18 protein-coding genes are annotated in these 21,323 nt (G+C 60.5%); 10 read left to right on the forward strand and 8 right to left on the reverse strand.

What is annotated here, in order from left to right; translation table 11 throughout:
* Positions 1-304: 304 nt before the first annotated feature.
* Together GNZ12_RS42090 and galU are read left to right on the forward strand one after the other, a co-directional pair.
* Complete coding sequence (locus GNZ12_RS42090; RefSeq protein ID WP_172318657.1) at positions 305-3,184, forward strand: valine--tRNA ligase; 2,880 nt, start codon at positions 305-307, stop codon at positions 3,182-3,184.
* 73 nt (positions 3,185-3,257) lie between these two features.
* The gene (gene galU / locus GNZ12_RS42095) at positions 3,258-4,139 is read left to right on the forward strand and encodes a UTP--glucose-1-phosphate uridylyltransferase GalU (protein ID WP_172318659.1); all 882 of its coding nucleotides are present in this window, start codon (positions 3,258-3,260) and stop codon (positions 4,137-4,139) included.
* Between the two features lie 308 nt (positions 4,140-4,447).
* Here galU and GNZ12_RS42100 read toward each other — a convergent pair whose 3' ends face one another.
* From GNZ12_RS42100 to GNZ12_RS42120, 5 genes are all read right to left on the reverse strand, one after another.
* Entirely contained in the window at positions 4,448-4,675 is a 228-nt protein-coding gene (locus tag GNZ12_RS42100; protein WP_025600552.1) for a sulfurtransferase TusA family protein, read from the reverse strand.
* Positions 4,676-5,197: 522 nt separating this feature from the next.
* Positions 5,198-5,830 carry a type VI secretion system amidase effector protein Tae4 gene (locus GNZ12_RS42105; protein WP_172318661.1) on the reverse strand — a complete coding sequence of 211 codons (633 nt, stop codon included), beginning with the start codon at positions 5,828-5,830 and terminating at the stop codon, positions 5,198-5,200.
* A gap of 2 nt (positions 5,831-5,832) precedes the next feature.
* Positions 5,833-6,381, reverse strand: coding sequence for a PAAR domain-containing protein (locus GNZ12_RS42110; protein ID WP_172318663.1), 549 nt, complete (start codon positions 6,379-6,381; stop codon positions 5,833-5,835).
* Complete coding sequence (locus GNZ12_RS42115; RefSeq protein ID WP_216673579.1) at positions 6,374-6,754, reverse strand: PAAR domain-containing protein; 381 nt, start codon at positions 6,752-6,754, stop codon at positions 6,374-6,376. The genes GNZ12_RS42110 and GNZ12_RS42115 overlap by 8 nt, the downstream gene beginning before the upstream one ends.
* A 167-nt stretch (positions 6,755-6,921) precedes the next feature.
* A complete protein-coding gene (locus tag GNZ12_RS42120) occupies positions 6,922-7,875 on the reverse strand; it encodes an IS5 family transposase (protein WP_172318665.1) in 954 nt (317 codons plus the stop codon).
* A gap of 224 nt (positions 7,876-8,099) precedes the next feature.
* Here GNZ12_RS42120 and GNZ12_RS42125 point away from each other — a divergent pair, with 224 nt between their 5' ends.
* Entirely contained in the window at positions 8,100-8,297 is a 198-nt protein-coding gene (locus GNZ12_RS42125) for a hypothetical protein (RefSeq protein WP_172318667.1), read from the forward strand.
* A 518-nt stretch (positions 8,298-8,815) separates the two neighbouring features.
* Here GNZ12_RS42125 and GNZ12_RS42130 read toward each other — a convergent pair.
* From GNZ12_RS42130 to GNZ12_RS42140, 3 genes are read right to left on the reverse strand one after another with little or no spacing between them, the layout of a single operon-like run.
* Positions 8,816-9,856, reverse strand: coding sequence for a Gfo/Idh/MocA family oxidoreductase (locus GNZ12_RS42130; RefSeq protein WP_172318669.1), 1,041 nt, complete (start codon positions 9,854-9,856; stop codon positions 8,816-8,818).
* Positions 9,856-10,872 carry an inositol 2-dehydrogenase gene (gene iolG, locus GNZ12_RS42135; RefSeq protein WP_172318671.1) on the reverse strand — a complete coding sequence of 339 codons (1,017 nt, stop codon included), beginning with the start codon at positions 10,870-10,872 and terminating at the stop codon, positions 9,856-9,858. The genes GNZ12_RS42130 and iolG overlap by 1 nt, the downstream gene beginning before the upstream one ends.
* Positions 10,865-11,746 (reverse strand): MurR/RpiR family transcriptional regulator, encoded by an 882-nt coding sequence (locus GNZ12_RS42140; RefSeq protein ID WP_172318673.1) that lies wholly within the window; start codon positions 11,744-11,746, stop codon positions 10,865-10,867. Before GNZ12_RS42140 ends, iolG begins: the two co-directional genes overlap by 8 nt.
* 277 nt (positions 11,747-12,023) lie before the next feature.
* Here GNZ12_RS42140 and GNZ12_RS42145 point away from each other — a divergent pair, with 277 nt between their 5' ends.
* From GNZ12_RS42145 to iolB, 7 genes are all read left to right on the forward strand, one after another.
* Complete coding sequence (locus tag GNZ12_RS42145) at positions 12,024-13,070, forward strand: sugar ABC transporter substrate-binding protein (RefSeq protein ID WP_172318675.1); 1,047 nt, start codon at positions 12,024-12,026, stop codon at positions 13,068-13,070.
* A gap of 190 nt (positions 13,071-13,260) precedes the next feature.
* Positions 13,261-14,442 (forward strand): ABC transporter permease, encoded by a 1,182-nt coding sequence (locus GNZ12_RS42150; protein WP_172318677.1) that lies wholly within the window; start codon positions 13,261-13,263, stop codon positions 14,440-14,442.
* Between the two features lie 13 nt (positions 14,443-14,455).
* Positions 14,456-15,280, forward strand: a complete 825-nt coding sequence (locus tag GNZ12_RS42155; RefSeq protein ID WP_172318679.1) for an ATP-binding cassette domain-containing protein — start codon at positions 14,456-14,458, stop codon at positions 15,278-15,280.
* A gap of 66 nt (positions 15,281-15,346) precedes the next feature.
* Positions 15,347-17,413: a bifunctional 5-dehydro-2-deoxygluconokinase/5-dehydro-2-deoxyphosphogluconate aldolase gene (locus tag GNZ12_RS42160; RefSeq protein ID WP_172318681.1), complete on the forward strand. Its 2,067-nt coding sequence runs from the start codon at positions 15,347-15,349 to the stop codon at positions 17,411-17,413.
* A complete protein-coding gene (gene iolD, locus GNZ12_RS42165) occupies positions 17,410-19,383 on the forward strand; it encodes a 3D-(3,5/4)-trihydroxycyclohexane-1,2-dione acylhydrolase (decyclizing) (RefSeq protein ID WP_172318683.1) in 1,974 nt (657 codons plus the stop codon). Before GNZ12_RS42160 ends, iolD begins: the two co-directional genes overlap by 4 nt.
* 10 nt (positions 19,384-19,393) lie before the next feature.
* Positions 19,394-20,320 (forward strand): myo-inosose-2 dehydratase, encoded by a 927-nt coding sequence (iolE, locus tag GNZ12_RS42170; protein ID WP_172318685.1) that lies wholly within the window; start codon positions 19,394-19,396, stop codon positions 20,318-20,320.
* Complete coding sequence (gene iolB, locus GNZ12_RS42175) at positions 20,317-21,117, forward strand: 5-deoxy-glucuronate isomerase (protein WP_172318700.1); 801 nt, start codon at positions 20,317-20,319, stop codon at positions 21,115-21,117. The genes iolE and iolB overlap by 4 nt, the downstream gene beginning before the upstream one ends.
* Positions 21,118-21,323: the final 206 nt, after the last annotated feature.

A 21,323-nucleotide genomic window follows, 5' to 3' on the forward strand; every position in this document is an offset into this window, starting at 1 on the left:
AATTAGCGGTTTGAGCCGCTTTCTCTTGCTTACTTCTCTTTGCGGCCGGCAAAGAGAAGTAAGTGCCCGCCCCGCACAGGGCGACGCTAATAATCCAATAACAAATCAAGGAAAGGCCAACACCGCAGGCATACAGAAAAAAGCACCAAGCAGGCAAACAGTTCAAGCAAAGCCCAACGCCGCAGGCACACAGACAATGCCGCCGCGAAGGCAAAAAAAAACCTCCAACCCTACCCCCAAAAGCCCCCCGCGCGCAGCGCCCCTTATAATCGAATATTCCTTGCATTCACCAGCAGACCGACAAATGAGCGAGACCCCGAGCGACCCGACCTCCACGCTTGCCAAAAGCTTCGAGCCCCAAACCATCGAAGCCCACTGGGGCCCCGAATGGGAAAAGCGCGCCTACGCGGTGCCCACCTTCGACGAGAACAAAAAAGACTTCTCGATCCAGTTGCCGCCGCCGAACGTCACCGGCACCCTCCACATGGGCCATGCGTTCAACCAGACGATCATGGACGGCCTCACCCGCTATCACCGCATGCTCGGTGAAAACACCCTCTGGGTGCCGGGCACGGACCACGCAGGCATCGCCACGCAAATCGTCGTCGAACGCCAACTGGATGCCACAGGCGTCTCCCGTCATGACCTCGGCCGCGAAAAATTCACCGAACGCGTCTGGGAATGGAAGCAGCAATCCGGCTCGACCATCACGAATCAGGTGCGCCGTCTGGGCGCCTCGATCGACTGGTCGCGCGAATACTTCACGATGGACGACAAAATGTCGGCCGCCGTGCGCGACGTGTTCGTACGCCTGTATGAACAAGGCCTGATCTACCGCGGTAAGCGCCTCGTGAACTGGGATCCGGTGCTGCTCACCGCCGTCTCCGACCTCGAAGTGGCCAGCGAAGAAGAAAACGGCCATCTCTGGCACATCCAGTACCCGCTCACGGACGGCTCCGGCCATCTCACGGTCGCCACCACGCGCCCGGAAACCATGCTCGGCGACACCGCCGTGATGGTTCATCCGGAAGACGAGCGCTATGCGCACCTGATCGGTAAAACAGTCACGCTGCCGCTCTCCGGCCGCGAAGTCCCGATCATCGCCGACGACTACGTCGACCGCGAATTCGGCACCGGCGTGGTCAAAGTCACGCCCGCGCACGATTTCAACGACTATCAGGTCGGCCTGCGCCACAAGCTGCCAATGATCGAGATCCTCACGCTCGACGCGAAGATCAACGACAACGCACCGGAAAAATACCGCGGTCTGGACCGTTTCACCGCTCGCAAAGAGGTGGTGGCCGACCTCGAAGATCTCGGCGCGCTCGAATCGGTCAAGCAGCACAAGCTGATGGTGCCGCGCGGCGACCGCACGGGCGTCGTGATCGAGCCGATGCTGACGGACCAATGGTTCGTCGCCATGAGCAAGCCGGCGCCGGAAGGCACCTTCAATCCGGGCAAATCGATCGCCGAAACGGCGCTGGACGTGGTTCGCAGCGGCGAAATCAAGTTCGTGCCGGAAAACTGGTCCACCACTTATTACCAGTGGCTCGAAAACATCCAGGACTGGTGTATCTCGCGCCAACTCTGGTGGGGCCATCAGATCCCGGCGTGGTACGGCGAAAACGGTGAAATCTTCGTCGCCAAGACCGAAGAAGGCGCGCGCGAGAAGGCCGCCGAGGCGGGCTACACGGGCCCGCTCAAGCGCGACGAAGACGTGCTCGACACGTGGTTCTCGTCGGCGCTGGTGCCGTTCTCGTCGCTCGGCTGGCCTGCCGAGACGCCGGAACTGAAGCACTTCATGCCCTCGTCGGTACTGGTCACCGGCTTCGACATTATTTTCTTCTGGGTCGCGCGCATGGTCATGATGACCACGCACTTCACCGGCAAGGTGCCGTTCGACACGGTTTACGTGCACGGTCTCGTGCGCGACGCCGAAGGCCAGAAGATGTCGAAGAGCAAGGGCAATACGCTCGACCCGATCGATATCGTCGACGGCATCGACCTCGACGCGCTGGTTGCCAAGCGCACCACCGGCCTGATGAATCCGAAGCAGGCTGCGTCGATCGAAAAGAAAACCCGCAAGGAATTCCCGGACGGCATTCCGGCGTTCGGCACGGACGCGCTGCGTTTCACGATGGCGTCGATGGCCACGCTCGGCCGCAACGTGAACTTCGACCTCGCGCGCTGCGAAGGCTATCGCAACTTCTGCAACAAGCTGTGGAATGCCACCCGCTTTGTTCTGATGAATTGCGAAGGCCACGATTGCGGTTTCGGCAAGCCGGAACAATGCGGCGAATGCGGCCCGGACGGCCACCTGAATTTCTCGGCGGCCGACCGCTGGATCGTCTCGCGCCTGCAACGCGTGGAAGCGGAAATCGCCAAGGGCTTCGCCGACTATCGTTTTGACAATGTGGCCAACGCCCTATACAAGTTCGTGTGGGACGAATACTGTGACTGGTATCTCGAGCTCGCCAAGGTTCAGATCCAGACGGGTCAGCCGAATCAGCAGCGCGCAACGCGCCGCACGCTGCTGCGCGTACTCGAGACGGTGTTGCGCCTCGCGCATCCGGTCATTCCGTTCATTACCGAAGCGCTGTGGCAAAAAGTTGCACCGTTGGCGGCTCGTTACCCCGAAGGCAAAGCCGAGGGCGAAGCGTCCATCATGGTGCAGCCCTACCCCGTTGCAGAGCCGTCGAAGATCGATGAAGACGCGGAGCAATGGGCGGCCGACCTGAAAGCAGTGATCGATGCCTGTCGGAATCTGCGCGGCGAGATGAATCTGTCGCCGGCGGTCAAGGTGCCGTTGCTTGCTACCGGCAACGCGGAGCGCCTCTCCACCTTCGCTCCGTACGCTCAGGCACTGGCCCGTTTGTCGGAAGTGCAAATCATTGCCGACGAGGCAACCCTGGACGCGCAGGCAGATGGCGCGCCAATTGCTATCGTAGGGAATGACAAGCTCGTGCTGAAGGTGGAAATCGACGTAGCCGTGGAGCGTGAGCGGCTGTCGAAGGAGATTGTGCGACTTAGCACGGAAGTCACCAAGTGCAATGCTAAATTGCAGAATGAAAGCTTTGTTGCGAAGGCGCCGCCGGCAGTCGTTGAGCAGGAGCAGAAAAGGCGGGCAGAATTCGAAACCACTATCGGCAAACTGAAAGCCCAATTGGCTCGTTTGCCAGCCTGATCGAAGGCTCCGTGGCCGCCTCACGAGGGCGGACACGGACCTGAAGCTAAACCAGAGGACTCAGGGTATTCACATGCTAAAAGTTACGAAAGCGGTATTTCCGGTAGCAGGTCTTGGCACCCGGTTCCTCCCTGCCACCAAGGCGAGCCCGAAGGAGATGCTGCCTATCGTCGACAAACCGCTGATTCAGTACGCGGTGGAAGAGGCAATGGCGGCCGGCATCACCGAAATGATCTTCGTCACGGGCCGCAGCAAGCGCGCGATCGAGGACCATTTCGATAAGTCATACGAAATCGAGGCTGAACTCGAGGCGCGTGGCAAGCAAAAGCTGCTGGAGTTGGTGCGCAGCATCAAGCCGAGCCATGTCGACTGCTTCTACGTGCGTCAACCGGAAGCGCTCGGTCTCGGCCATGCGGTGATGTGCGCAGAAAAACTGGTGGGCGACAATCCGTTCGCCGTCATCCTCGCGGACGACTTGCTGTACGGCACGCCGCCCGTGATGACGCAGATGATCGAAGTGTTCGACCACTATCACAGCTCGGTGATCGGCGTCGAAGAGATCCCGCACTCGGAGACGAAGTCGTACGGTATCGTCGACGGCAAGGAGTGGGAAGACTCGATCATCAAGATGTCGGGCATCGTCGAAAAGCCGGAGCCGGACGTCGCACCCTCGAATCTCGGCGTGGTGGGCCGCTATGTGCTGAAGCCGCGGATCTTCGAACATCTGCGTGCGCTGAAGCCGGGCGCGGGCGGCGAATTGCAGTTGACGGACGCGATTCAATCGCTGCTTGCCGATGAGCAGGTGCTGGCGTACAAGTACCACGGCACGCGTTTCGACTGCGGCAGCAAGCTGGGTTATCTGAAGGCGACGGTCGAGTTTGCTCTGCGTCACCCGGAAGTAGCAGCCGATTTCGAAGAATATCTACGTACCCGTTCGCCGGTGCTGGAAGGCTGAGCAACGGGACAGCCGCGCAGAACCGCTTTGCGCTGGCAGCCTCTCGATAGCATCAATCAGACGTAAGAAAGGCGCTGTGCCCCGCATTCGCGGGCACAGCGCTTTTTGTTTTTGGGCCTGATTCAGGAAGGCCGCCTGGGGCGTCTAGCTTAGAGGTGCCTGGCAGGTCCTGCTTGGCCTGAAGCTGCTTGGCCTTGGGCTGCTTGGGCCGAGGCTGCTTGGGCCGAGGCTGCTTGGCCTGGGGTACCTGGCTTGTGAGACGCGGTTCGGGGCGCGAGGTTGAGCGCGCCGGCTTTGGCGCGCGCAGGTTAGCGGCGCTTCATCAAAAACGTGAAAACCTTGTCATGCGCCGAGCTTTCGACGATTTCGTTGCCGGTTTGCTTCGCAAATGCGGCGAAATCGCGCTGGGAGCCCGGGTCGGTGGCTAACACCTTGAGAATCTGGCCGCTTTCCATGTCGGCGAGCGCTTTCTTGGCGCGCAAAATGGGCAGCGGGCACATCAACCCACGCGCATCGACTTCCTTGTGAACCTGAATTTGCATCGACGACGACCTTCGGGATGAGGCGTCGTTGCGCGACGCCGGGGAGAGGGTCAAATTCTACAGCAGGCGGCGGTTTGCCGCCGGGCGGGGTTTGGGTTTGGGATTTTCTCGAAGTGGGTTTTTAGGCCTTTCCTTGATCTGACTTTTTGACGACCGACGAGAATTTGATCGGGTCAGCTGTCGGGAATATTCACTTCATGAAAACCACGATGCTGCCGAATAAAAAAAATAGAGCGACGAGCACGTTAAGGGTGGCAAATGCCGTTACCCATTTTCGCACCGTCCAGCGCATCCACGCCATCGCGTTCAACATTAGGAAGAAGAGCGCCGGCAGTAGAAAGGTACAACCCAACGTCAATGATGTTAACCATCTAGGGCTACAGTGCTCCATATCAGTGCAGCCTGAAGATGGCACGTTGGTCGTTGGCGGCCAGTGGATGCGACTTAGCGAGTAGAGCACGAGCCACACAATGAGTAATCCCCAGATAAAACCGAGAGCCGCAACAATGCTTCTTTTCATTTCACATCAAAAAACAGAATAGTTTTGGATTTACCCAAATCTGAATATACGTTGTCTTGTCGCCCCCTCACCCATGACAGAGGATTCGCTATCTGAGCAATTCCGACGCGGAAACGCAAAAAAGACTCTGCGGACGGCGTCAGCGTATCTTTATTCCATAGGTCAATATGACCGCCGCTAAGCTGGTCCGCAGAATCACCATCCTGCCGCCAGTAACCGTAAAAGAAAATGATCCCAGTGCGTCCCTTGACCTTGCTTTGCCAGTCCGCCCCCGTAACATTTTCCGGCGCGTGTAACCCAGCAATCGGCCTTAATTTTAGCCACTCGGCCAATTCGTAGGCGCGCGTAGCTGTTGGCCTGCCGTCCAGCATGAGTCGCCCGAGGGGGTCCCTCCCAGGCATTGGCTTCACCAGTTTCTGCGAGAACGATCTCATCTCGACGCCGACGCGATGAAACGTCACGCTCATACGGATTGCGCATTGATTCTTGTACTCCCCGGTTGGATCGTCGTATGGGTCTCCCGATGGGTAGTTATCCCACAGCTGATGGAAGGTTAGCACCCTCAGTTCCACTACTTTGATCGAGCCTGGTGTCGCGTTGGTTCGAACCACAGTCGGTTTGTTCGGCATTGTCAGATTCCCTGTTGTTGCGCAAGGGCGGCGTCGCCCCAATAGACCGTGTAGTCGTTGGCTTCCTGTGTCTCGATACGGGGCAGATTGCCGTCCGCATCGGTTCGACCGTATGAAGTTCGGCCGTCCGTCGTTTTGATGAAGTACGGATAGTCTTTGAGCGTGACACCCGGGGCGGCAGCGCGGATCTGTTCGTCAAACGTGCCGGTCGCGAGAGAAGAAGATGCCGATTCAATTTCCGTAGCTGCATTGCTCGCACGCGCCGAGCCATGGTCCGAATTCAGAAAGTATCCGGGATTGCGACCGACGATTACCCGGTTCTTTCCGCACGGACAGAGTACCGAATCACCGTCAACAACAACCTTTCGCCCCCTGTCGAATATTCCCTTGCCCGTTCCAAATATCCTGTGTGTTCCCTTGCAGTTGCTGCACGTCGCGACGTCGCCATCCAGTGCAAGCCTTGTGCCGCGGTCCGTATACCCCGTTGAGGAACCAATGACACGACCGCCCGTTGTCGTCGGGTCACCGTCCCGTACCGCCGCCTTACGCATGGTTATGCCATCCGTCGGTGTCAGTACTCAGGGGCGGCAGACAGGCAGGATCAAACAGGCGAGGAGTCCGCTCGCCGTCGCAAACCAATAGGCTGTGGGCGACCTGCAATGTTTGCGTGATCCTGTCGCCGTTGCTCGGGCTGCTGCCAACAAACGCAGCGGACCGGTTCTCGATCACGACTGCAAACCTCGCCCCATCCGTGATGACCGCCCCATTGCTATCCAGGGAGGTCACGACATCGCCAACGTGGGCCACGCCCAGACTCTGGAGCGCGAAGTCTCCCGTTGCCGTTGTGACGCGTCCGCCTTCTTCGGTTAGTGAATCTATTATCGCGAACAGATAATCTACTTCTTTGTTATCCTTATCTTTCATCTTCCGTCTCCTGCTAGGGAAGGTCTGCACAACCCGTTTCCTGCACTTCGCGCAGTTTGCTGCCCGCGTTGTAGTGGCGGCGAAGATGCCGGGACCTCGATCACCGTTCGGTTCGAACCGTGGCAAGGTGCGTTTGCCGAAATTCATGGCGTCTGCGCCCGCGTGTTTTACGCTTTGCGCAGCGCCTTACGCACCATCCACAGATTACCCAGTGCAAACAGCGTCGTGATCTGGGCTGTGTTTTTCATCAGGCCACGGTATCGGGTCTTCGTATAGCCAAACTGGCGCTTGATGATCCGGAATGGATGCTCCACCTTGGCGCGCACGCCGGCCTTCAGGCGTTCGATCTGATCGTAGATCGCGTCCAGACGATCACTCAGGTCCAGTTTTCTGCGCTTGCCGGGTCCCATTGCGACATGCCAGCGCACTGAACCGTCCGCGCATCGCTTCTGAATACCCTGATATCCGGCATCGGCGTACACATCCACCTCTTCGCCGTGCAGCAACGCCTGGGCTGTATTGATGTCCTGAGCGTTGGCAGCTGTGCCGATGACCGTGTGAACCAGGCCCGATTCCGCGTCCACGCCGATATGCGCTTTCATCCCGAAGTACCATTGATTTCCCTTCTTCGTCTGGTGCATTTCCGGGTCGCGCGTACCTGAGGCGTTCTTCGTCGAGTTGGGCGCAGAAATCAATGTGGCGTCGACTACCGACCCGGCCTTGAGCATCAGACCTTTCCCGCTCAGGATCTCATTGACCAGCGCGAGCATCTGCACAGCCAGACCGTGCGCTTCGAGCAGGTGGCGAAACCGGAGGATCGTGCTCTCGTCGGGCAACCGCGTCATGCCATCGTCGAGCCCCGCAAAGTCGCGATACAGCGGTACGTCATAGAGCGCTTCTTCCATCGCCGGGTCTGACAGACCAAACCACTGTTGCATGAAGTGAATCTGCAGCATCGTGGCAATCGGAAATGGCGGCCGTCCCGTTTTACCCTTCGGATAGTGCGGCTCAATCAGGGCAATCAGCTGCGACCACGGCACCACGCGCCTCATCTCTTCGAGAAACTCCCGTTTGCGCGTGCGTTTCGTTGACAGATCCAGACCAAGGCCAAGTTGTGCCATCACCCACCCCTTAAATTCTCCTGCTCCCAGGATAGTCCACGTTCACATCAATGCCAGGAATTTTGCAGACTTTCCCTAGTGGTTGAATAAGAGCATTTAGCCGAGACTCACCGCATTTGAACGCAGCCGCCATAAGACAGATCCGAAAGTAAAAATTCTATGCGAGATGCATTGAGTGCGTTTTCCAATGCCTCAGTCTTAAGGATTAACAGTAGGAAAAGGCGATGAAAGTGATTATCTACAACGAATGGGAACACCCGCTTCGCGTCATCGTGGATAACGATAAGATCAACGATTCACAGATTGAAGCCGGGGCGACCAGTGGAACTAGATGCGTCCAGGGGGAGTTATTGAACTGCAAGAGCTTGAAATCAGCGGTGACGAATTCTGACTCGCGGCACGATACACCCCTACACGCGTGACGACCGTTATCTGCGCCATTCAGTAGTTTCAGCCGCGCACATGTCAGCGCCTTCACCTAGGCGATGCGCTGAGAATACCGGATGAGTTTGAGCGTGCAGCTGGGCGCCCCACGCGGCTAGCGGCCGCCAGTGCCCCCTGACGCCGAAAAATGAAACAGCGATAAGCGTAACGATAGCTGTTGATGTGCCGAGTTTCGGACGAGCGTCGGCAATAGCGCACGATTTGATGAACTACCGCTTCGGCGCGCGCAGCGCCGCCGGAAGAATGACGGCCTTGTCACTCACGCGAATGTGCGAGAACACTGATTCCAGATGCACCACTACCGCGACTGTGCGAGGGACCCGCTTAGCAGGGGGTTCGAGCCGCTTTCTTTTGCCTACTTTTCTTTGCGGCATGCAAAGAAAAGTAGGTGTGCCGCCCCGCACAGGGGCAACGCTAATAATCCAATATCAAATCAAGGAAAGGCCAACGCCATAGACACACAGGCTAAAAGCGCCGCGCAGGCATCCCCCCTCGACTACAGCACAACAGCCTCCCCGCTCTTCAGCGACTCCCGCAACGCCATGCCGATCCGCGTCGCTTCGAGCGCATCGGCCAGCGTGGCCCCCGCTTGCGCGCTAGCGCCAGCCCCGCCCTGCACCGCGGCAACAAACGCCCTAGCCTCCTGCAGAAACGCATCCTCGAACCGATCAAAGAAGGTCGGCGTGCATTCATTTCGCACGCCCGTGGCATCATAAATCTCGACGCGATTCGCACGCGGATTATGCCCAATCGCTAGCGCACCTGCGGTGCCAATCACTTCGCTATGCGTATCATTACCATGCGCCTGCGTCCGCGACGCGTAAAACATGGCAAGCTTGCCGTCCTCGAACTCGCAGATCGCCACACCGTTATCAACGTCGCCGAATTCCCGCAAACCCTCGTGCAACGCAACCGCGCCCGCGGCAAAAACGCGCTTGGCCCGCGGCTTACCGAGCAGCCAACGCGCGACGTCGATATCGTGCACGGTGCAGTCCAAAAATATGCCACCGGAGGTCGCCGCGAAACGCACAAAGAAGCCGTCGTTGTCGTTCTTATCGGTGGTCTGCGAACGCACAAGAAAAGGCCTGCCGATCGCACCGGCCTGGATCCTGTCGAACGCATCCTTGTAGCTCGGATCAAACCGCCGCATGAAGCCGATGGTCGCCTGCAGATGCGGATAGCGCGCAGCCTCAGCCAGTACGCGTTCGCACTCGGCAAGATCCAGCGACAGCGGCTTCTCGCAGAACACATGCTTGCCAGCCCGCAACGCATCGACAATCTGTTGAGCGTGCAACGACGACGGCGTGACAAGCCACACCGCATCCACCTCGCGATCGGCGAGCAGGTCCGCATAATCGTCGTAGAGACGCGGCTCGGGCAACGTCTCGCGTGCCCACGCCCGCTCCTCTTCCAGCGGACTGCAAGCGGCCACGAGCGACGCACCCGGCACGCGATACGCCAGATTTTCCGCGTGGCGTTTGCCCAATCGCCCCAATCCGACCACACCCAAACGAAGCCGCCCGGTCGCCGCGCTCATCACGATGCCTCGCCGAGTTTCACCGCGCGGCCCTCACGCCACGAGCGCGTGGCGGCGTCCGCGAGTTCGAGCGCTTTCAGGCCGTCCGCAACGGTCGTACGCACCGGCTTGCCGCGCGTGACCGCGTCAAAGAAATGCGCAATTTCCAATGCGTACGCCGCGCGATACCGTTCGAGGAAAAACGCTTCGGGCACGTCGCTCGACACTTCGGTTTTCGAATACGCGGTGACCTCGGTGGGCCGAACATTGCCCGCCTGCAGCATGCCGGTGCTGCCGAGTACTTCGAAACGCTGATCGTACCCATAGGCCGCGCGCCGCGCGGTGTTGATCTGGCACAGGCGGCCGCGCTTCGTGCGAATCGTTACCGCGGTCGAATCGATATCACCCGCTTCGGCAATCGCCGGATCTGACAGACAACTGCCGGTGGCGTGCAGCGTGTCGGCCTCGTCGTCGAGAATCCAGCGGAAGATGTCGAAGTCGTGAATCAGCATGTCCTTGAAGATGCCGCCCGAGTGCCTGATGTAGTCGACGGGCGGTGCGCCCGGATCGCGGCTCGTCACCACCAGCATTTCCGGCGTGCCGATTTCGCCCGCATCGATGCGCGCTTTCAACGCAGAGAATGTCGGGTCGAAGCGGCGCTGAAAGCCGATCATGCACACCACGCCCGCACGCTCCACTGCCTCGGCGCAGGCACGCGCACGTTCCAACGTCAGGTCCACCGGCTTCTCGCAAAACACATGCTTCTTCTGCGCAGCCGATTTCATGATCAGATCTGCGTGCGTGTCCGTGCTCGAACAGATCACCGTCGCGCCGATCGATGCATCGCCCATCGCACCGTCGATATCCGCAACCTGCGCGCCGTGCTCGGCAGCGAGCGCCGCAGCCGCCGCGCGATTCACATCGACCACATACTTGAGCCGCACGCCCGGTTGCCGTGCGAGATTCGCCGCATGAATCTTGCCGATACGTCCCGCGCCGAATACCGCCACGTCGATCGTCTTTGCCGCCTCAGTCATCGTATCCTCCAGTGTCTTTGGATTCTTCCACGTTCAATTCGAGCTTGTACGCGAGCGCAATGAACAACGCCTGGCACAAACAGATCGTGCTGGTGAGCGAGCGGAACGCAAACGCGCTGCCCTCTTTCACATACAGTTGGGTGGTGGCATAACGCACCAACGGAGAAAGTTGGCTATCCGTAATAACCAGTGTCTTGGCCTGGTGATGATGCGCGACGCGCAGGCAATACTGCGTTTCCTTGCCATAGGGCGCGAAGCTGATCGCGATCACCACGTCGCCCTTCTTCACGCTGCGAATCTGCTCGCGATACATACCGCCGAAGCCGGACACCAGATGCACGCGCTTCGGGGTGTGCTGCAACGCGTAGACGATATAGCTCGCCACCGGAAACGAGCGCCGCACGCCGATCACGTAGATGTTGTCGGCCTGCTGCAGCATCTTCACAGCGGCATCGAACTGCGTGTCGTCGAGCCCTGCTTCAAGTTCTTCGAGTCCGCCACGTGACGCCGCGATAAATTCGCGCGCCACTGCGCCGCCCGATAACGCGCCGGGCTTCTCGTCGATCAGCTTGCGAATTCTCTGTTGATAACTCGGTGAAGACGTGCCCTGCCCCGTATACGCCTGGCGAAACACCGCCTGCAGATCGGAGAAGCCAGAAAAGCCGAAGCGCTGCGCAAAACGCACCACGGCAGACGGATGCACGCCGCAGCTCGCGGCGATATCGCTGGTGCGATCCACCATCACGCTCGAGCGATGCTGCTCGATATAAGTCGCCACGTTCTTCAATTGACGCGGCAACGCTTCGTAGTTTTCAGCGATGCGCTGCATCAATTCTTCGACGCTCGGCAAGTCTTCAGTGCTCTCTTCCGCCATGGCTCTCTCTTCGTAGCTTTATTGCAGTGCGGAAGGCGCTTCCAGCACCCGCCGCACGGTGTCCTGACGCTGCCGATTATAGGCAGGCGCCTCGCCAAATGGAACGTATTTTCTATTTTTATTTGTCATGAAATTTTCATTGCAACGCGTCGGAAGATGACCTAATCTTGGTCGTGAGCGATGGTGCATCGGCTGACGCATGCCGCAACGCACGCAACCGGAAGGCCGCCCGCCAGACGCTCCCTTCAATAACGACAGACCGAGAAAGGTGGAGACAATGAGACTTTGCAAGGGCAAGGCTGCGCTCAGGATTCTGGTGACGGCGTTGACGTTGGCGACGGGATTCGGTGCGGTGTCGGCCGCCCGCGCGGCTGACGCTCACTTCGTGCTGATCAGCCACGCGCCGGATTCGGATTCGTGGTGGAACACCATCAAGAACGCCATCAAACAGGCCGACGAGGATTTCAACGTCGAGACCGACTACCGCAATCCGCCGAACGGCGACATCGCCGATATGGCGCGTCTGATCGAACAGGCCGCCGCACGCAACTACGACGGCGTGATCGTCTCGATCGCTGACTTCGACGTACTCAAGAGTGCGATCGCCAAGGTCACTGAGAAACACATCCCGCTCGTCACGATCAATTCCGGAACTGAAGAGCAAAGCGCGCAGCTTGGCGCGATCATGCACGTCGGCCAGCCTGAATACACCGCGGGCAAAGCGGCGGGCGAAAAGGCGAAGGCAGCGGGCATCAAGTCGTTCCTGTGCGTCAACCATTACGCGACCAACCCGGCTTCGTTCGAACGCTGCCGTGGCTTTGCCGACGCGATCGGCGTCGACTTCAAGTCCTCCACGCTCGACGCCGGCCAGGACCCGACCGGGGTGCAATCGAAAGTGAGCGCGTATCTGCGCAATCACCCGAACACCCAGGCGGTGCTGACCCTTGGTCCGCTGTCGGCAGCGCCGACGATCAAGGCGCTGCAGCAGATGGGCCTCGCCGGCAAGATCTGGTTCGCGACATTCGATTTCGACAGTGACATCGCGAAGGGCATCCAGGACGGCACGATCCAGTTCGCGATCGACCAGCAACCCTACCTGCAAGGCTATATCCCGGTCGCCGTACTGGCCATCGTGAAAAAGGAACACACCACTGATCCGGCGAAGATCCGCAAGATCCTGGAGGCAAATCCGAAGTTCCAGCAACGCCTCGCGACCTACGGCCTGGCACCCGCCTATGGTCCGCGCAATATCGGTTCCGGCCCGGGCTTCATCACCAAGGCCAATATCGACAAGGTGGTCAAGTACGCCGGGCAGTATCGCTAACGCATTTCGCTGGAAGTGCGGACACGGGAGAACCGTTCCGGCAGGTATGAAGAAAGTGGATGCGGCCGGCCGCTACCGGCCAGGCCGCCCCACGCCTGCGATCGTCACGTTTTACGTGCATCACGCGCCATGCGGTCGGATTGCAGTCAGTGAGCGACTGCCATCCCCGGGCGCATCAAGGAGAGCTTCAATGGGCGTAGCCAACCCCTTCCACCCCCATCCCCGCAAGCAGCCCCCTTCCGGCACTGGGACGGCGTCAACGTCGACGTCCAGCGGTGCGCCCGCGGCGGCCGATGAGCGTGTGCGCCAGGAATCGTGGTTCCGGCATCTGCTGAACCGTCCGGAATTCGCCGCCCTCGCCGGCACTGTGATGGTGTTCCTCGTGTTTGGGGTTGCGGCCGGCAACTCAGGCATGTTCAACCTCGACGGCGTAATGAACTGGTCGCAAGTGGCCGCGTATCTCGGCCTGATCGCAGTCGGTGCGTGCCTGCTGATGATTGCCGGCGAATTCGATCTGTCGATTGGTTCGATGATCGGCTTCTCGGGCATGATGGTCGCGCTGCCCACCATGTACTTCCATTGGCCGATTGCCTTGTCGATCGTGTTTGCGTTCGCCGGATCGATGCTGCTCGGCGCGCTCAACGGCTATCTGGTGATGCGCACGCGGCTGCCGTCATTCATCGTGACGCTGGCGTTTCTGTTCATCCTGCGCGGCCTCACACTGGCCCTGTCGGTCATGTTCGCCGACCGCACGATCATCTCCGGCGTAGGCGACGTCGCCGCTCACGACTGGCTCGCCCATACCTTGTTCCAGGGTGTCGCGTTCAAGGGCCTGTTCATCTGGCTCGGCCACATCGGTGTCGTGAAGCTGCTCGACAACGGCAATCCGCTTGTGCCGGGCATTCCGAAAGTGTTGCTCTGGTGGTTTGCGCTTGCCGCAGTCTGCGCGTTCACCCTCGCCAAAACCCGCTTCGGCAACTGGATTTTCGCGGTCGGCGGCGACGCTAACGCGGCAAAGAACGTCGGCGTGCCGGTGCGGCGCGTGAAGATCTCGCTGTTCGTGCTGACCGCATTCTGCGCGTGCCTGTTCGCCGTGCTGCAAGTGTGCGACATCGGTTCGGCCGCGGCCGACCGCGGGCTGCAGGCCGAATTCGAAGCCATCATCGCAGCGGTGATTGGTGGCACGCTCCTGACGGGCGGCTACGGCTCGGTGATCGGCGCCTGCTTCGGCGCGCTGATCTTCGGCGTCGTGCAGATTGGCATCACGTATACGAATGTCGACTCCGACTGGTTCCGCGTGTTCCTCGGCGTGATGCTGCTGATCGCCGTGCTGTTCAATCACTACGTGCGCCGCCGCGTCGCGCAGTCGTAACGAGGAGACGACCATGTCCGATATGAATACCGTGAACACTGCGGCTGAACCGCAGGACGATGTGATCCTCGCGCTCGAAGATGTCAGCAAGTATTTCGGCCAGGTCATCGCGCTGAGCGGCGTGACCTTGCGTCTGAAGCGCGGTGAAGTGCATTGCCTGCTCGGCGACAACGGCGCGGGCAAATCGACGCTGATCAAAACGTTGGCCGGTGTGCATAAACCCTCTTCCGGCCAGTATCTGGTCGACGGCAAACCCGTGCTGTTCGAGTCGCCGAAAGACGCACTCGATCTCGGCATCGCCACGGTCTATCAGGATCTGGCGCTAGTGCCGTTGCTCTCGGTCGCACGCAACTTCTTCATGGGCCGCGAGCCGCAGAAAAAATTGTTCGGCTTTCTGAACGTGATGGACCTCGAAACCTGCGCGACAACCGCGCGCGACAAGCTCGCCGAAATGGGCATCAACGTGCGCGACCCGCACCAGCCGATCGGCACCATGTCCGGCGGCGAGAAGCAATGTCTGGCGATTGCGCGAGCCATTCACTTCGGCGCACGCGTGCTGATTCTCGACGAGCCCACCGCCGCGCTGGGCGTCAAGCAGAGCTTCAACGTGCTGAAGCTGATCCACACGGCGCGCGCGAAAGGCATCTCGGTGATCTTCATCACGCACAACGTGCACCACGCGTATCCGATTGGCGATTCGTTCACGCTGCTCAATCGCGGCAAATCGCTCGGTACGTTCACGAAGGAAACCATCAGCAAGGACGAAGTGCTCGACATGATGGCCGGTGGCGCCGAGATGCAGAAAATGATCGGCGAACTCGAAGGCGCGGAAATCTGATTCATTCACGCGGGCTTGCGGCGCTTGCCGCGCTTGGAGCCCGCGCCCAGCTATTCAGGAATATTCATGGATCATTCCAGCACATCCAGCGGAACCGGGATCGTGAACGGTAACGGGCTCACGTCCGCATCGGCGACGACGGCCAGCCGTTTCGCGCCGGGCCGCAGCCGCGACATCGTCTGCCTCGGCCGTCTTGCAGTCGATCTGTACGCGCAGCAGGTCGGCGCGCGGCTCGAAGACGTGTCGAGCTTCGCGAAGTATCTCGGCGGTTCGTCGGCGAATATCGCGTTCGGTTGCGCGCGGCTCGGTCTTGCATCGGCGATGCTGGCGCGCGTCGGCAACGACCACATGGGCCGCTTTCTCACCGAGACTTTGACGAAAGAAGGTTGCGACGTCAGTCATGTACGTATCGATCAGGAGCGCCTGACCGCACTCGTTCTGCTCGGTCTGAAAGATCGCGATACGTTTCCGCTGATCTTCTATCGTGAGAACTGCGCGGATATGGCGGTGGATGAAGCGGACTTCGATGAGGCGTACATCGCGTCATCGAAAGCACTGCTGATTACCGGCACGCACTTTTCGACCGAACAGGTGAATCGCACGAGCCGCCGTGCGCTCGATTACGCGCGACGCAATAACGTCCGCACCGTGCTCGATATCGATTATCGCCCTGTGTTGTGGGGCCTCACGGGCAAAGCGGATGGCGAAACCCGCTTCGTCGCCAGCGAAGGTGTGACCGCGCACTTGCAGCGCATCCTGCCTTCGTTCGATCTGGTGATCGGCACGGAGGAGGAGTTCCGCATCGCCGGCGGCAAGACCGAGCTCGCCGACGCGCTCGCGATGGTGCGCGCCGTGACGCCGGCCACGCTGGTTCTGAAGCGCGGGCCGATGGGCTGCCAGATCATCGACGGCAAAGTGCCCGCTTCGCTTGACGATATTCCGATTCACAGCGGCGTTGAGGTGGAAGTGCTCAACGTGCTCGGCGCGGGCGATGCATTCGCCTCGGGCTTTCTCTCCGGATGGTTGCGCGATCAACCACTCGAAGCCTGCGCACGTGCGGCGAATGCGAGCGGCGCGCTAGTCGTCTCGCGTCACGGCTGTGCGCCCGCGATGCCGACGCCCGCCGAACTCGACTACTTCCTGCGCGAAGCAAAAGCCGATCCGCAACGCATGCGCCGCCCCGACCGCGACGCAACGCTCGCGCGCCTGCATCGCGTCTCCCCTGCCCGCAAACAATGGGACGAAGTACTCGGCTTCGCGTTCGATCACCGTAACCAGTTCTTCGAACTCGCGCAGCAGACCGGCGCCGACGAAGCGCGCATCACGCACCTGAAGGGCCTGTTCGTCGAAGCTGTCGCGCAGACGGAGACCGCCTTGGGGTTGCAAGGGCGCATCGGCATATTGAGCGACGACCGCTACGGTCAGGATGCCTTGAACGCCGCCACCGGCCGCGGCTGGTGGATCGGCCGGCCGGTTGAACTGCCCGGGTCCGTGCCGCTCGTGTTCGACCACGGCCGCTCGATCGGCACAACGCTGACCACGTGGCCGCAGGAGCACATCGCCAAGTGCCTCGTGCAATTCCATCCCGACGAACCGATCGAACAACGCCTCGAACAGGAGGCGCAACTGCTTGCGCTTTACGACGCGACGCAAGCAAGCGGCCACGAATTGCTACTCGAAGTGATTCCGCCGAAGCACGCGCATCTGCCTCAAGCACCGGACATCGTCTGTCGGGCATTGAAGCGGCTGTACAACATCGGTATCTATCCGGAATGGTGGAAGCTCGAACCGATGGACGCCGCGCAATGGCAAGCCGTCGACGCGCTGATTGCCGAGCGCGATCCGTACTGCCGGGGCGTGGTGTTGCTCGGTTTGTCGGCGGGCGTCGAGCAACTGGACGAAGGCTTTCGCGCGGCGGCGCAATCGGCGACGTGCCGGGGCTTCACCGTGGGCCGCACGATCTTTCACGAGCCTAGCCATGCGTGGCTCGCCGGAGAGATCGGCGACGACGAACTGATCGCACGGGTGCGCCGCACGTTCGAAACGCTGATCGCGTCGTGGCGCGCGACGCGTGGGGCGACAAGCACGCAGTCCATCACCGCGAGCCACGCACATCAGGAGCAAGCGGCATGAACCAGCGCGTATTGCATCATGATGCGGCGTCCGCCAACGACGCCACCCATGCACAGGCGCCATCGGGTGGTACCGTTCGCCTGACGACCGCCCAGGCGCTGGTTCGCTACCTCGCAGCGCAACGCGTCATGACTGAGGACGGCACCGGCACCGAGCCGCTCTTTGGCGGCGTGTTTGCGATTTTCGGGCACGGCAACGTGGCTGGCATGGGCGAAGCGTTGTATCAGCACCGCGAAGCGCTGCCGACACTGCGGGCTCACAACGAACAGGCAATGGCGCACAGCGCGATTGCCTATGCGAAGGCGCATTTCCGTCGCCGTATGATGGCCGTCACGACTTCGATCGGACCTGGTGCGACCAATCTCATCACCGCGGCCGCGCTTGCGCATGTGAACCGTCTGCCCGTGCTGCTGTTACCCGGCGACGTGTTCGTCTCGCGCGCGCCCGACCCAGTCTTACAGCAGGTAGAAGATTTCCATGACGGCGGGGTCTCCGCCAATGATGCGTTCAAGCCGGTGTCGCGCTACTTCGATCGCATTGTGCATCCGGCGCAGTTGCTCAATGCATTGCCGCGCGCCTTGCGTGTGCTTACTGATGCTGCGTTGTGCGGTCCTGTCACGCTCGCGTTGCCGCAGGACGTGCAAGCACAGGCATGTGACTTCCCGGCCGACTTCTTTGCGCCCCGCGTCGTCGCGTTCCACTCACCCGCACCGCGCGCCGAAGATATCGACGCAGCGGTTGCCCATCTGCGCCGCGCCAAGCGTCCGCTGATCGTCGCGGGTGGTGGCGTGCTCTATGGCCGCGCGACCGATGCGCTGCACCGCTTCGCCACCATGCACGGCATACCGGTGGCAGAAACGCAGGCCGGCAAAGGTTCACTCGCGTGGAACGATCCGTTGACCGTCGGCGCCTTGGGTGTGACCGGCTCGCCCGCCGCCAATGCGCTCGCACACGATGCGGACTGCGTCCTCGCGATCGGCACGCGCTTGCAGGACTTCACCACCGGCTCGAACACACTGTTCACACAGGCCGACGTGATTGGCATCAACGCGAATCCATTCGACGGCCTCAAGCATCGCGCGCTGGTGGTCGAAGCCGACGCCCGTCTTGCACTGGATGCGCTCGCCGAACCCCTGCAAGGCTGGCACGCGGAGCGCACATGGACCGCGCGCGCACACAAACTCGCGGCGAGCTGGCGCGATACCGTGAGCACGCTCACGCATGCGCCGCAACGCGACACCGTGCTGCCGTATGAAGGTGACGTGATCGGCGCGGTACAGCGTTCGAGCGCGCGGTCCGCGATGGACGACATCGTCGTTTGCGCGGCGGGAACCTTGCCGGCCGAATTGCATAAGTTATGGCGGGCCGGCAAACCAGGCGCGTATCACGTCGAATACGGCTACTCGTGCATGGGCTACGAGATCGCCGGCGGCCTCGGCGTGAAGCTCGCGCGACCCGCGCGTGAAGTCATCGTGATGCTCGGCGACGGCAGTTATCTGATGATGAACAGCGAGATCGCGACCTCGGTGATGATCGGCGCGAAGCTGATCGTGGTGGTGCTCGACAACCGCGGCTACGGCTGCATCAATCGCTTGCAGCAGGCCTGCGGAGGCGCGCCATTCAACAACCTGCTCGACGACTGCATACAAGGCCCGCTCGGCGCACCGAAGATCGACTTTGCCGCCCATGCACGGGCGCTCGGCGCGCAGGCCGAGCACGTCGCGAACATCGCTGAACTTGAAAGCGCGCTGCAACGTGCGCGCGCCGCCGACCGCACTTACGTGATCAGTATCGACACCGATCCGGCCCGTACCACGGCCGACGGTGGCTGGTGGTGGGAAGTCGCCGTGCCTGAAGTATCGGCGCGTGACACCGTGCGTGCTGCACGTTCGCAGTATGACGCGCAACTCGCCGCACGCACAGCGCCCGCCGATCCCGGCGACCGCCCCGGCCACATCGACAACGAATGAGGACGCCCGCATGACTGCTTTCGACGTACGTATCGGCATCAACCCTTTATCGTGGATGAACGATGACCTGCCTTCGCTCGGTGGCGAGACGCCCCTCGACGTCGCGCTGACCGAAGGACGCCAGATCGGCTATCAGGGCTTCGAGCTCGGCAACAAGTTTCCGCGCGAACCGAAGGCGCTGAAGACACTGCTCGCCCAATACGATCTGGCCTTGGTATCCGGCTGGTACTCCGGACGACTCGCGCGACGCAGCGTAGAAGAGGAAATCGCCTCAGTCGGCCCGCATCTCGACCTGCTCGCACAGAACGGTGCGACCGCGATGGTCTACGGCGAAGTCGCCGATTCGATTCAGGGCGCACCGCAACCGCTGTATCAGCGCCCGCGATTTTTCAGCGACGCGCAGTGGGCGGCCTATGCGGCGCGCGTCGATGAATTCGCGCGCTACACGTTGAGCCGCGGCGTGCGGCTTGCGTACCACCATCACATGGGTGCGTACGTCGAGACACCGGCTGACGTCGATCAGCTGATGTCGCGCACCAGCGACGCCGTCGGTCTGCTATTCGACGCAGGGCACATCACATTTGCCGGCGGCGATCCACTCGCGGTACTCGACAAGCACATTGGCCGCGTCTGTCACGTGCACTGCAAGGACGTTCGACCGGCGGTGATGAAGCTGGCGCGCAATCGCAACTGGAGTTTTCTTGACGCCGTGATCAACGGTGCATTCACGGTACCAGGCGATGGCGCGGTGAACTTCCCGGCGATCATCGATCGATTGAAGCGGCATGGCTATCGCGGCTGGCTGGTGGTTGAGGCGGAACAGGATCCGGTGGTGGCGCCATCGTATGAGTATGCTCAGAAAGGATTCCGGACGTTGCGAGCGCTGGTCGATGCACCGCTCGACGCCGGTGGCGAGACTAAGCAGGAGGCGGCATGAGTTTATTGGTGAAGGCGCAGCGCGAGGGCCAAACAATCGCGCGGGTGACGCCTGAGTCGGCGTGCTGGCGGTATGTGGGATTTGCTGCTTACCGGCTGGGCGCGAGCGAAGTCGTTCATGTGTTTGAGCCGTCGCGGGAGGTTTGTATTGTGGTGCTCACGGGCGCGGTGGATATTGAAACTGCTGATGCCACATGGAGTTCGTTGGGTTCGCGCGACAGTGTATTCGAGGATTCCGCGCCGTATGCGGTGTATTTGCCGCCTGGCGTGCGGGCGACGGTTCGGGCTTGTCGCGATGCGGAGGTTGGCGTGGCGAGTGCGCCTGCCGAGGGTGCGTATCCGGCGCGGTTGATCGAACCTTCTTCGATGAAGCGCTCCACGCGTGGGAAGGGGCTGAATACGCGATATGTATGCGATATTCTTCCGCAGACTGAGCTTGCGGAGTCTTTACTGGTTGTTGAGGTGCGGACGCCCGGTGGGCATGCGTCGAGTTATCCGCCGCATAAGCATGATACTGATAATGTGCCTCATGAAAGTTCGCTCGAAGAGACTTATTATCATCGGCTCGATCCGCCGCAGGGGTTTGCTTTTCAGCGTGTGTATACCGATATGCGCGATATCGATGAGTCGATGGCTGTTGAGGATCATGACGTCGTCATGGTGCCGCGTGGGTATCATCCGGTTGTTGTTCCCTATGGGTATGAGTCTTATTATTTGAATGTTATGGCTGGGGGACAGCGCGTGTGGCATTTTCGCAATGATCCTGCGCATGAGTGGATTATTAATAAGGATGATTGATTGTTTTTTTGCCTGCGCGGCGCTTTGTTTGTGTGCCTGCGGCGTTGGCCTTTCCTTGATTTCTTAGTGGTCTATTAGTGTCGCCCCTGTGCGGGGCAGGCACCTACTTTTCTTTGCCTGCCGCGTAACTATTCAGCGGCAGTCAGAGGCGAAACGACGATTCCGGCAAAGCTCAAGGCCAGCGCATCGATTAGCGAACGGTTCTG

It is taken from the genome of Paraburkholderia solitsugae (genome assembly GCF_013177695.1).
GTDB lineage: Bacteria > Pseudomonadota > Gammaproteobacteria > Burkholderiales > Burkholderiaceae > Paraburkholderia > Paraburkholderia solitsugae.